The sequence below is a fragment of the Sulfurimonas iocasae genome, from assembly GCF_047716755.1.
Lineage (GTDB): Bacteria > Campylobacterota > Campylobacteria > Campylobacterales > Sulfurimonadaceae > Sulfurimonas.
This window is the reverse complement of record NZ_CP180409.1, coordinates 1052713-1065278: the sequence shown is the minus strand read 5'-3', so window position 1 is coordinate 1065278 and position 12566 is coordinate 1052713. Positions and strand designations below refer to the sequence as shown.

The window sequence follows — 12566 nt, the reverse complement described above, 5'->3', positions numbered from 1 at the left end:
ATGAAAACATTTTTATTTTTTATATTTCTTATTTCTGCTCTATACTCAAATATTCTCCAAGAAGCTATAGATAGTGCCCCACCAGGCGCTACATTAAAACTCCCAAATGGCATCTACTCGGGCAACATAGTCATAAACAAACCTCTTTCAATCATAGGCAAGGATGATGGTGCTATTATAGACGGTGGTGGAGTCGGTAAAGTCATCACAATAAACAGTTCAAATGTAGTTTTAAAAAATCTGACTATTCAAAACAGCGGTAAACAGATGCACAATCTTGACTCGGCAATATTTATAAACAACTCTAAAAACTCTGAAGTTAGTAACTGCAAAATATTAAACTCTCTCTACGCCATTGATATGTTAATGGTAGAAGACTCTCTCATATCTAATAATTTTATCACTTCTTATGACAATGATATAAGTCTAAGAGGAGACGCTCTAAAGATATGGCACTCTCATAATAATATGATAAGTAATAATATTATAGATAAAGTTCGAGATGCTACTATGAATTACTCTAATAATAATATTATTTCAAATAACCATATGTCAAACTCCAGATTTGCTTTACAAATATCCCATAGTAACAATAATATCATCAAAGAAAATGAGTTTAAGTATAACTCTGTCTCTTTAATGTTGATGATGACAAAAAATACAAAAATCATAAATAACTCTATACAAAGCTCTAAAGGGGCAGCTGGCATCGGAGTAATGGTAAAGGGTGGAAACAAGCTTTTATTTGAGCACAACAGGCTTAAATACAACGCTAAAGGAATATATATAGATTCGAAGTGGACAGAAGTCGGGATGAAGAGATATATAGTAAGTAATGAAATATCTTACAACAAAGAGGCGATACACTTTCACCTCACTATTCGTAACAATACTTTTTCAAATAATAATTTTATAGGAAATATTGATGATATAGTAAAGAGTACCGCAGGGTTTAAGACTAAGTCTAATGTGGTGGAGTACAACTATTGGGACAGATATAGCGGTTTTGACAAAAATGATGATAATATTGGAGACACTTCTCACAAAATCCATCTATACGCAGACCGACTCTGGCAATATAACAACAAAATAAAATTTTTCTACGCTTCTCCAATCGTGTCACTACTAAACTTCATGGCTCAAGTAGCCCCATTTATAGACCCTATACTACTTCTTGAAGACACTAAACCTATCCTCAAGCACACCCCTATAAATTTATACTAAAGACTCTGTAAGAATTTTCTCACTGCACTTTTAAATCCATCTGGATTTTCTATCATGCTCACATGTCCACTCTCACTTAAACTAACAAGAGTTGAATTTTTTATCTTACTTGCCATTTGTTTCATAGTCTCTTTAGGTATTATCTTGTCATTCTCGCTAGTTATAAGTAAAACAGGAATATCCATCTCTTCTAAGCTTTGAGTAGTGTCAGTCCTACTAATCATCGCAAGTAGTGCAGCTTTAATACCTATTGGGTTAAAGTTCATGATATTTTTTTTGATGTTTGCTATCTTTAGTGGTTCTTTCTTGAGAAAATCTTCACTAAAAGCAGCTGAGAAAAAAGCGTCTATAAAAGGTTCAATTCCTTTAGCATCTATATCTGAAATGCCAGCAGCTCTTTTTAGTTTTGCCTCATCACTATCACTATTTGTTGCTGTATTTGCAAGTATTAACGCCTTATAATTTTCTCTTTCATTTGCCCTAAGTGCGATATAACCACCCATAGAAAACCCACAGATAATGGGTTTATCCAACTTTAGACCCAAGACAACACTCTCTAAGTCTTGTGTATAACTCTCCATCGTAAACTGAGCACTCTTTATCTCTGACTTACCAAAACCTCTAATATCATACGAGATGCAATAATACTCATCTTTAAACTCACTAATCACATCATCCCAAAGTGTATGATCAAAAGGAAACCCATGAATAAAAACTATAGCTTGATTGTTAACTTCACCAAAAGTCTCGACATCTATACCATCAATTTTTCTTTGCATCTTAAATCCTTTTTTATAATGAGTATGTGTAACTATTTATCTTCAACAAGCAGGTAAGCGTAACCTCTGATTTGTTTGTCTATAAGTGCTATTGTAGCAGTTGGAACTATCTTTACAAAACTAAGAATATCTTCATCAACAAGGTTGTTTTTTATCATTCCAGTCTTGCAGGCAAAAAACTCAACATTGTAAGTAGTAAGTAGTGATTTTATCTTACTCTGTATCTCTTTGTTCTTAGCTAGAAGTGCCTTATCATCTTTATATTTTGTTTTACTTAAATCATTTACAAAAAATCTATATGCACTTCCATGAACAACTACTGCAACTTCTAACTCTTGGTTTTTACTCTTGTAGTGGTTCTTATTTACAACTATAGCCTTTAATACTCTTGCTTCAAATGTCTTAATATTTCCAGCAGTCAAATCAATGACAAGCTTTGGTGTTATATCCTCAGCACTACTTAGACCAACTAGCAACATCAATGCTAAAACTATTTTTTTCATTTTTTCTTACCTCAAATTGTTTTTCTATCTTGCTTTACCTACATGCTATCAAAATATTATTGAAAATGCTTTGAACTGTTTAATATAGCGTTTTAATTTAATATACAATTACAGCCTTGTGAAGAATGGCACTAACTTAACCACTTTATTGCTTAAGTTAGTGCCATTCTTCACTGGGTGTAATTTCTGTCCCCGGAATTTGTCCCCGGAATTTCGATATGCTAATGAATCTTCTTGTCTAAATTATAGCTTTTTTCACTATTTAGTATTATACGAGGGGTGTAGTTTGTAGTTTTAGTTCCATCATAGGTTAGCAAGGAAGACATTGTTACTTTATATTCCTCTTTTACTAAATAAAATTGTAAATGCAAGAGCTATAAAAACATATGTTAAATATGCAATAAATAATTGTGACTTATAGCCTAACTTATAGTGTTTGGATATAAAATATGAAATACTAAAAGAGGTAATAACTTGTATGATTAAAATCAGCTGTTCTAAAATATCATTGTAAAGAGCATACGAACTCATCTCTGATGTAAATAAATATACATGTGGTAAAAAAGTAAAATAAGATATATATAAACTTGCACTATATACTGCCAGTATTAGACATATAGTTTTAAAAAATATATTATTATATTGTGAACAAGGGAAAACATCATTTATATTAATCGTAGAAAATAGTTCATAAATCAATATAATCAATATAAATTTATATGCATGTTTTAATATTTTACTACTGAACATTACGACCTCTTTTTTCTAAGTCTTCTCCAATTACAATTACACCCCAGGGGTTGAATATCCACTTTTTATAATCTTACTGATTAGTGATGTTGATACATTTAAATAGTTTGCAATGTTCACTTGTGTGTAGCCGTCATCATAAGCATTTAGTATAGCTAAGTTTCTATCTAGTTTTGTTATATTGTCATAAAAGTGTTCTTCAAACTGCTTGGACTGTTTAATTTCTAGACTATTATTTTCTGTTTTGCCTTTTCTTGTAAATATTCCTGTTTCTTATCAGTCATACAATTACACCCAAATTACACCTCAAGGGTTGAATATCATTTACTATGCTACCGATATGGTACTTATAAAAAAGTCTATATTAAAGAACGTAATCAACAACTTTTGATTCAAGTGTAACTTCTTTTATAAGTTCAACAACCTTTAGATGCTCCGGGTGAACTGCGTAATCTTGTAGATCTTCTTTATCCCAAAAAGTGCTGTATAGAGAAAGATCAAATGCTCTCTCAGATTTACTAAAATCAACTCCAACTTCCATCGACTTTAAAGCAGGGATTAGCTCTACTAGAGCGTTTAGTTTGTTTGTAACCTCTTCTATGTTTACGTCTTTATTTTCGTCTTTAAACTTGAACATTACAATATGAACTATCATTTTATACCTTTTTTAGTGCAATTCTAGCATAATACATTCATGAAACGAACTTTAAAAGAACTCTATGGAGTTGGCATACTATTTTTTTACTTTCTTAAGTGGCCATATCTTGTGGGTTACCCATTTTTGTATTCTAATGGACTAAATCAAAACTACTTATTAGATGCACTCTGGTTTATCTGTTTGCTCCTTGTCATAAAAGACATCTTCACTATGATTAAAAACAAAAAAATCAACAGATGCGATACTAAGTAAGAATACCTTTCCAGAAAAACTCAGCTATCATAACTATCAAAAATATTCCTACAAGATTTAAAACAAATCCATACTTTATCATACTCTTAACATCAACTGCGCCACTACTCATAGCTATGGCATTTGGAGGAGTGGCTATCGGGAGCATAAAAGCATAACTAGCACACAGAGTTGCTACCATCATAAACAGAGTCGTGTTTATACCAGTCTGCTGAGCTACGGAGTAAATAACTGGAAGCATTATAGATATAAGTGCCGTATTGGATGTTATCTCTGTTGTAAAAGTTATAAGCATGGCAACTGCGAAGAGCAGTACAATAGGATGTAACTCTGTCATAGTAATAAGATAAGATGCAACCTCAGATGCAAGTCCTGTTTCACTAAAAGCTTTAGCTATAGAAAAACCTGCACCAAATAAGAACATAATCCTATACGGAATCTTTGCCTTATCCTCCATCCACTCTAACACATTAAATGGAGGCATAAAAAGAAGTAAACCTGCAAAGAGTAAGACACCAGCTTCACTAAGACCTAAACCTCCCCAAAAAGGTTCAATTGGAGCATTTAAAAGCAAAAGTAAAACTAATCCGCCAATTAGATATAAAATTTTCTTTTGCACCGTATTTAGTGCTACCTTTTGTATATCTTTATATATGGAAGTATTTGCAACTCCAAAACTTAAAATCATACTCACTACGATAAACATGATAAAAGCAAGTGGAGCAACCATCCAAATCCATTGAATAAAGGGTATAGTATCCATCCCTTTATTTGACATAATTCCAAGTAAGATGAGATTTGGTGGAGTTCCAATAGGGGTCATAATCCCACCAACACTAGCACCATAAGCAATAGCAAGAGCAAATCTAAGCTTCAACTTAACATCATTTGTAATAAACAGGGCAATAGACATAAGAAGAAGTGTTGTTGTAGTGTTTGAGAGAATTGAGCTAAGCAGTCCAGAAGTTATCGTCAAAGAAAAAATCATTCCTCTTGGGGTGTTTGGAAATAAGGAGAGCATCTTATCTGCTATCCATGTATGCAGATTGCTTTTTTCAACTGCAATCGCAAGCATAAAACCACCTAAAAACAAATATATAATAGGATTTGAATAGTTAATAGCAGTAGCAGTTGTATCTAAAATAGAAAAAGCTGGAAAGAGTATGATAGGAAGTAAAGATACAATAGCAAGAGGTAAGCCCTCGTTTGTCCAAAGTACAACTAAGAAAGCTATTAAGCCTAAAAGCGAAGCCTGAGTTGAGTTAAATAAAAAAAGTGATATTGCAAATACAAAGATGCCAATAAGTACACCAACTCCTATTTTTTGAAACTGCTCTTTGTGTTCGCTCATATATATTCACTTTTATTAATATCTGAACTATTATACATAATGATTTGATTAAAGTCAAAGCTAATAAAATAATATTAATTATACCCTTTATTATGATAGCTTCTATACTTGTTCAAGCATCTGGTATAGAGAGTTTAGCTGAAAATAAATGTGGAAGTTGTCACCTTATTGGTAAAATAACAAAAGAAACTAAAGAGCGTTTTGGTGTGATGCCTTCACAAAAAGGTGCTCTAAGTGATGATGAACTTAGAGCTATTGCTGAATATATTTTAGATAAATAATATTAGCTTGAGAGAAAATTATTTAAACTGTCATGAGGGTTTTCACCCTCTAACATTTTATAAACTTCTGTAGCAATTGGTAGGTATATATCTTTTTCTTTTGCGATTTTGTGAAGTGCATAAGTAGTTCCTATTCCTTCTGCTACTTCACCTAACTCATCTAGTATCTCTTTTTGGCTTTTTCCTGCGGCTATTCCAAGCCCTACGCGAAAGTTTCTACTCATGGTCGATGAAGCAGTTAAGAAAAGATCACCTGCTCCGCTAAGTCCAACAAAACTTTCTTCTTTGGCTCCATAAACATAACCAAATCTTTGCATCTCAACCAATCCGCGAGAAATTAGTGAAGCGGCTGCATTTTTACCAAGACCTAGTCCTTCACATATTCCCGCAGCTATTGCAATTACATTTTTATATGCTCCTGCAACTTCAGCACCCATAACATCTGTGGATGTATATGTTTTGATAAATGATGGGAAAAAAGTAGCAAATTTTGCACTAAGATCTTCGTTATGTGAGTTTATTACTAGTGCGGTAGGAAGAGACTTTTGAACTTCTGTAGCAAATGATGGACCAGACAAAAATGCTATGTTTTCATCAGGTACATAAGGTCTATAAATATCATTTAAAAACTTTCCTGTTTTGGCTTCTATACCTTTTGCAGCAACTAAAACTTTTTGATTGTTAAAAACAAAATTTTCTTTTAACCATAATGAAACTTGTTGCGCTGGAATTGCAATTACTAAATATTCAAGTTTTAAAATCTCTTCTAATGAAACAAAATTCTCAATATCTCTAGGTGTTCTTGAAGTAATATAAACTTCATTATTTTGTCCCAGAGCAAAAGCTAATGCGGATCCCCATTTTCCTGCTCCTATAACTCCTATTTTACTCATTCATCTTCTCCTATTAGCTTCTCAAACTCTTTTATATCGTTTTCATATCCAACTACTACAAATATATCTCCACTTTTGATTAAATGATGTTTTGATTTTGATGAGTAGATAAATTCTCTACTCATATCTTCATGTACAACTGATATTACTATGATTCCATGAACAGTATCCCATTCAACATCTGCGGGATGTCTCCCTTCAAAAGAACTATTTTTTCCTATCTTTATTTGAGCTATTTTAAGTGAACTTTTTTCATATAAAATCTCATGCAGAACCTCTGTGACTATAGGTTTTTCAAGCATCTCAACTATTACATTCGCTGTCGTTTGCGTAGTTGGTAAAATCCTAGTAGCTCCAGCCAATTTTAGTTTGTCGGAGCTCTCTTTATCTTGGGCTAAAGCTACTATAATGAGATCTTTAAAAGTATCTCTTAGGGATATGGTTAAAAATATATTTTCTGCCATATCTTCTAAAACACAAAACGCAACAGAGTCATTAATATCTACTTTTTCTTTTAAATGATCCCAGTTATCACTTAAATCAAAACCATTTTCACCATCTTTTGCCAACTCAAGTATATGTATATTCTTATAGTTAGATGCTATGTTTTTTTCTATTTCAGAAGTAAAATCATTTAAGCCAAAAATCAAAGCATTACTCTCAAACATTTTGATCCTTTTTATTTAAACTGAGAGCAAACTCTTTGATAAAAATTGTATTTCCTATCAGTAGAATATAATCACCCAATTCTAAGATTGTGCTATTTATTGGATTAAAGAAAAATCTTTTTTTACCATTTTTATAAACTCCTAAAAGTATTATTCTGTACTTTTTATTTTGAAGATCTTCTACTGTTACATAATTTTTTAAAACTCTTTGAGTTATAAGTATTTCTTCAACTGCTATACCATTGTAATTTTCTCTAAGTGCATGGATGGCTTCAAAAGCAACTGATTGACCTACAAATTCTTTAGCTATGATACCAACCAACTCTTTTTCATAAAAAATTTCATTTACACCGGCAAAATTTAGTTTGTTTCTATTTGTCTTATTTATCAAAGTAGAGAGTATAAAAACATCTTTGTTAAATGATCTAACAGTTAGAGCTGTATATACATTATGAACATCACTATGACTTAAACAAAGAATAGCTTTTATCTGAGTCTCCATATCTATCCGAAGTTTTTTATAACTCTCGATAGAACCTGGATCATAATTTAATGATGTAAAACCATCTTTTTTTGCAGACTCTACTTTTTGGGAGTTCTCATCTATGATAATAACATTATTATTTTTTTTCAACTCTTTAGCAACTTCCCTAGCAACTATACCATATCCACATATAAGATAAAATTCTTTTAACTTTGCTATATCATCAATGGATTTTACATCTTTTATTTCATCCAATTTTTCTGTAAATGATGTAACTATAAGTGAAGTAGTAAACGAGAACACACCTATACCTGCAATTATCACTACCATAGCAACAATACGACCAGCTTCGGTTATGGGAGTAATATCTCCAAAACCAACTGTTGAAATAGTTACAACAGACCAATAAACAGCCTCAAAAAGTGTATTAATATGAGAATCTGGATTATTAGCTTCCATAACATAAATCAAAACAGATGAAACAGATACAATTATAGATGTAAAAATAAAAAGAGTTATAAACTCAAATTTTTTAGCAGTTATTATAGATGTAAAAGTTTGTATACTTTTTGCATATCTAAAAAGTTTAAATACCCTAAAGAGTATAAATATACGAAGTAGTCTTAGTTCATGGAAAAATGGTAATATAGCAAGTAAATCGATAATGGCTTTTATTGAGAAAACATAAGCTAACTTGTCGCTTGCTATCTTTTTTAAAGCTTTAAAAAGTTTAAACTTATGTCCCAGTATAATATCATGTTCACTCTGTTCAATGATAACTTTACTAATGCTACTGCTTATCCAAAATCTTAGTATATACTCTATAAAAAATATAATAGATATAATATATGCACTAAAAAATAAAAGATAATCACTAACAGGATATTTAACTTCTCTAATAAGAATAACAACACTCAATAAGATAAGTGTCATCATAAAAATATCAAAATATTTTTTATACTTGTAATTACTGTTTTCTAGTAAATTGTAAAAAAAATGCTTTTTTCTTTGATAAGCTTCTGATGTATTTATAAAATATGCAATATTTACAATCAAACGCTTGAATAAGCCCATTTATTTAGCCTAGTTTTGCTTTTAATACTTCATTTACAGCCTGTGGATTTGCACTACCTTTTGACTCTTTCATGACTTGACCAACAAAGAAACCAAAAAGTTTATCTTTCCCACCTTTGTACTGCTCAACTTTATCTGGATTTGCAGCAATAATTTCATCACACATAGTTTCAATTGCTCCTGTATCACTAACTTGCTTGAGTCCTAGTGCTTCTATGACACCATCTACTTCCAAATTCTCTTGCATTAGTTTATCAAGTACTTCTTTTGCCGCTTTACCACTGATAGTCTTATCTTCAATACGCTTAACTAAATGTCCAAGCTTTTTAGCATCTACTGGTGAATTTGTAATATTAATCTCACCTTTAAAACGACCTAGAAGCTCAACTGTAAGCCATGTAAGAGCATTTTTAGCACTAATACCCTCTTGCATCATAGTCTCAAAGAAATGAGCCATCTCAACACTTGATGTAACAACACCAGCATTATATTCACTCATGCCATAATCTTTTACAAATCTGTCTCTTTTAGCATCTGGAAGCTCTGGTATTTTAGAGTAAACTTCGAGCATCTCATCTGTTACAACAGCCTTGAGTAAATCTGGCTCTGGAAAGTAACGATAATCTGCAGCTTCTTCTTTACCACGCATTGAACGAGTCTCTTGTTTTACCTGATCAAAAAGTCTGGTCTCTTGGCAAATCTCTTGCTCATAAACACCATCTTCCCAAGCTTCACTCTGACGGGCAACTTCAAGTTCTATAGCTTTTTGGATAAATTTAAAACTATTAATATTTTTAATCTCAACACGAGTGTAAAGCTTCTCTTCACCTTTAGGTCTTATAGAAACATTTACATCTACACGGAAACTTCCCTCTTGCATATTTGCATCACCAATATCTAAGTAACGGATAATTGAGTGAAGTTTTTTAAGATATAAAGTCACTTCCTCTGCACTACTCATATCTGGTTCTGAGACGATTTCTAAAAGTGGGGTACCTGCACGGTTCAAATCAACTTTAGAGATATCACCATCATGTATATTTTTACCAGCATCTGCTTCTATATGTGCACGGTTTATTCGTATGATTTTATGACTTCCATCTTCAAAGTCTATCTTTAGCGTACCATGTTCAACTATAGGTGTATAAAGCTGAGTAATCTGGTATGCACTTGGAGAATCAGGATAGAAGTAAGACTTTCTATCAAAAAATGATGTCTGATTTACAGTAGCATCTATAGCAGTACCAAGCATAATTGACTTATGCAGAACTTCTTTATTTAGAACAGGTAAAGCACCTGGAAGAGCTAGACAAGTTGGACAAGTATTTGTATTTTGTTTATGATTGAAACTCGTTGGACACGAGCAAAAAAGTTTTGTTTTTGTGTTTAGCTGTACATGGACTTCAAGCCCTATAACTACTTCAAACATATATTTCCTTGGATAAATAATAATTGATTATCGATTCTATCCAATTTTTGCTTTAAAGGGTTTTATGTGATTTGCTGGGAGTATATTTTTTCTAAAAGTTCAGTCTGTTTTTTAGCTTCTTCAAGCTTCTGTCTATTTATAGCAAAAGAGTCCAGTCCTAAAATCAAAAAGAAAGAAATAACAATAAAAACAACTGTAGTAAAAAGAGCTAAAGAGAAGCCTAGGAAGAGGAATAGTTTAAAAGTTATAAGAGCACCAAAAATGACTATAGCCCATGATGCTCCAAGCAAAAAACTTATAATTCTATCGAATTTATCTTTTTGCATATTGTCTTAGTAAGACTTAGTGGTCTTCGATTGCTACTGCAGAACCAAGGTAAACCGTTGTAAGCATCATAAAGATAAATGCTTGTAAGAATGCCATAAAAGTAAGTAGTGCAAATGGAATCATTGGAAGCAACCAAGGAGCTAACATCAAGATTACCATTAAGAACATATCATCACCTTTTACATTTCCAAAAAGACGGAAAGAAAGAGAGATAAGACGAGAAAAATGAGAAACGATTTCTATAGGAAACATTAACCAATATAACCACCAAACTGGACCCATAAAGTGTTTGAAATATTTAATAACACCTTGACGACGAATACCTTCAAAGTTATAGTAAACAAAGACTACAAGAGCAAGAGTTAAAGGCATTTCTAAAAATGCTGTTGGAGCTTCAAAACCTGGAACAACACCAATTAAGTTAGCAATAACAACAAAAAGACCAATTGTAGCAACAAGTGGAACGTAACGGCGAGCATTTTCATCACCCATTACATCTCTACCCATTTGAAGAACGCCACCGATGTATGCTTCCATCAAATTCTGTGTCCCTTTAGGAACTAGTTGAAGGTTTGACATTGCTACTCTTACAAGTAACAAAGCGATACCAGCAGATAATAACATGTGTGTCATGTAGATAAAAGTCTTATCGTGAGATATTAGACCGAAAAATGTGAATAATTCACCCATAGGTGTACTCCCTGTCTCAAATTAATTGCGTGATTATAATCTAACTTGTATTAAATTATTATAATAGCAGATACTTTTTTTGCAAATTCATCTTTATTTGTTATTTTTTTGCTTTGGCTTTAACATCTTTAGCACTATAATTCTTCCCAGCAATTGATTCTAGAAAGACTGTAGCATAAGAACCTTTTGGAAGTGAGAAAGAAATATTTAAAAGTGTCTGCTTTTTAACATAGGTACACTCTATCTCTTTTGGATATATTAGAGCTTCTCTTCTATAACCTTTGTCTTGTAAGAACTCATCATCATACTCTTTTTCTATCTCTCTTGCATCTGAGCGAGCACGAAAAACATCTCTACCACATAGAAGCCCAGTAGGAACTACCTTTTTGCTATTATAATCATTTGTCGGCATAATTTTCGGCGTAGATAACTTGCCATCATGTGAGAGATAAACATCACCTTCAAGCAGTTTAAATTTAGTTTCACCATTTTCTAAACTAAGCATAACTCTATCTCTTAGCCAATCATTAAAGAATACACTCTGATAGATAGAAATAAGAAATTTCTTAATCTTATTGTCTTCTATAAAAAGATCTCCTTGAATCATCTCTTTTGCTTGTTTAATACTCTCAGTATCACGACCAAATCTTTGATAACCGAAATAGTTAGGCAAACCGTCTTTAGAAATTCTTCTTGCTACTTTTTCAATCTTGCCTGCATCTATATTATCAACAAAATGAAGATTAATGCTAAATCTATTTCCTGCTAAATCACCCATACGAATGGAGTGAGAGTGTCTCGTAGTACTCAATATTTTTATCTGCTTATGGTAAAACTTCTTAAGTAGTTTCTCATAAGATGCATCTACAGAGATATACTGAGTAGTAGTTGCATGTTTATCTTTTAGACCTGCATAACCTATTTTTTGCGCAGGAACTGCCATATATTCAGCAAATATAGCGACCATATCCCATGTTGTAAGTTCAACTTTTTCAACATGAAGTATTAGGTAGTTACCCTTGCCTTTAAACTCTGTTGATGGTATCTCATCGACCACGAAATCAGTAGGAGTCTGATAAAACTTAAAACTTATATCTTCATCAACACTCTGTAAATATTCTCTTTTTCTCAATATGTCCTCTTTCTTTTAATAGTGGAAATCTCTTCGACGAGCAAATATTATGTAATAATATTTAGCCGAAG

General features: G+C 32.2%; 14 protein-coding genes. 3 read left to right on the top strand and 11 right to left on the bottom strand.

Translation table 11 applies throughout. The features are described from left to right. Positions 1-1224: a nitrous oxide reductase family maturation protein NosD gene (gene nosD, locus ACLHDE_RS05380; protein WP_415398179.1), complete on the top strand. Its 1224-nt coding sequence runs from the start codon at positions 1-3 to the stop codon at positions 1222-1224. Here nosD and ACLHDE_RS05375 read toward each other — a convergent pair. From ACLHDE_RS05375 to ACLHDE_RS05365, 3 genes are all read right to left on the bottom strand, one after another. Further along, entirely contained in the window at positions 1221-2003 is a 783-nt protein-coding gene (locus ACLHDE_RS05375) for an alpha/beta fold hydrolase (protein WP_415398178.1), read from the bottom strand. The genes nosD and ACLHDE_RS05375 overlap by 4 nt on opposite strands. A 32-nt stretch (positions 2004-2035) precedes the next feature. Continuing rightward, positions 2036-2506 carry a DsrE family protein gene (locus ACLHDE_RS05370; RefSeq protein ID WP_415398177.1) on the bottom strand — a complete coding sequence of 157 codons (471 nt, stop codon included), beginning with the start codon at positions 2504-2506 and terminating at the stop codon, positions 2036-2038. Between the two features lie 1114 nt (positions 2507-3620). Continuing rightward, the gene (locus ACLHDE_RS05365; protein WP_415398176.1) at positions 3621-3911 is read right to left on the bottom strand and encodes a Dabb family protein; all 291 of its coding nucleotides are present in this window, start codon (positions 3909-3911) and stop codon (positions 3621-3623) included. Positions 3912-3950: 39 nt separating this feature from the next. Here ACLHDE_RS05365 and ACLHDE_RS05360 point away from each other — a divergent pair, with 39 nt between their 5' ends. Then, positions 3951-4166, top strand: coding sequence for a hypothetical protein (locus ACLHDE_RS05360; protein WP_415398175.1), 216 nt, complete (start codon positions 3951-3953; stop codon positions 4164-4166). Here the strand turns inward: ACLHDE_RS05360 and ACLHDE_RS05355 are convergent. After that, positions 4159-5517, bottom strand: coding sequence for an SLC13 family permease (locus ACLHDE_RS05355; RefSeq protein WP_415398174.1), 1359 nt, complete (start codon positions 5515-5517; stop codon positions 4159-4161). The genes ACLHDE_RS05360 and ACLHDE_RS05355 overlap by 8 nt on opposite strands. 92 nt (positions 5518-5609) lie before the next feature. Between ACLHDE_RS05355 and ACLHDE_RS05350 the strand changes: the two genes are divergently transcribed. Continuing rightward, positions 5610-5798 carry a c-type cytochrome gene (locus ACLHDE_RS05350; RefSeq protein ID WP_415398173.1) on the top strand — a complete coding sequence of 63 codons (189 nt, stop codon included), beginning with the start codon at positions 5610-5612 and terminating at the stop codon, positions 5796-5798. A gap of 2 nt (positions 5799-5800) precedes the next feature. Here ACLHDE_RS05350 and ACLHDE_RS05345 read toward each other — a convergent pair whose 3' ends face one another. The 7 genes from ACLHDE_RS05345 to ACLHDE_RS05315 form a co-directional block, all read right to left on the bottom strand. Further along, entirely contained in the window at positions 5801-6691 is an 891-nt protein-coding gene (locus ACLHDE_RS05345) for an NAD(P)H-dependent glycerol-3-phosphate dehydrogenase (RefSeq protein WP_415398172.1), read from the bottom strand. Beyond that, positions 6688-7359 (bottom strand): TrkA C-terminal domain-containing protein, encoded by a 672-nt coding sequence (locus ACLHDE_RS05340; RefSeq protein WP_415398171.1) that lies wholly within the window; start codon positions 7357-7359, stop codon positions 6688-6690. Before ACLHDE_RS05340 ends, ACLHDE_RS05345 begins: the two co-directional genes overlap by 4 nt. Beyond that, a complete protein-coding gene (locus tag ACLHDE_RS05335; RefSeq protein WP_415398170.1) occupies positions 7352-8917 on the bottom strand; it encodes an ion transporter in 1566 nt (521 codons plus the stop codon). The genes ACLHDE_RS05340 and ACLHDE_RS05335 overlap by 8 nt, the downstream gene beginning before the upstream one ends. 4 nt (positions 8918-8921) lie before the next feature. Then, entirely contained in the window at positions 8922-10346 is a 1425-nt protein-coding gene (gene gatB / locus ACLHDE_RS05330; protein ID WP_415398169.1) for an Asp-tRNA(Asn)/Glu-tRNA(Gln) amidotransferase subunit GatB, read from the bottom strand. Positions 10347-10408: 62 nt separating this feature from the next. After that, positions 10409-10672 carry a hypothetical protein gene (locus tag ACLHDE_RS05325; RefSeq protein ID WP_415398168.1) on the bottom strand — a complete coding sequence of 88 codons (264 nt, stop codon included), beginning with the start codon at positions 10670-10672 and terminating at the stop codon, positions 10409-10411. Between the two features lie 16 nt (positions 10673-10688). Beyond that, complete coding sequence (locus tag ACLHDE_RS05320) at positions 10689-11363, bottom strand: F0F1 ATP synthase subunit A (RefSeq protein WP_415398167.1); 675 nt, start codon at positions 11361-11363, stop codon at positions 10689-10691. A gap of 100 nt (positions 11364-11463) precedes the next feature. Next, entirely contained in the window at positions 11464-12495 is a 1032-nt protein-coding gene (locus ACLHDE_RS05315) for a tRNA pseudouridine(13) synthase TruD (RefSeq protein ID WP_415398166.1), read from the bottom strand. Positions 12496-12566 lie beyond the last annotated feature (71 nt).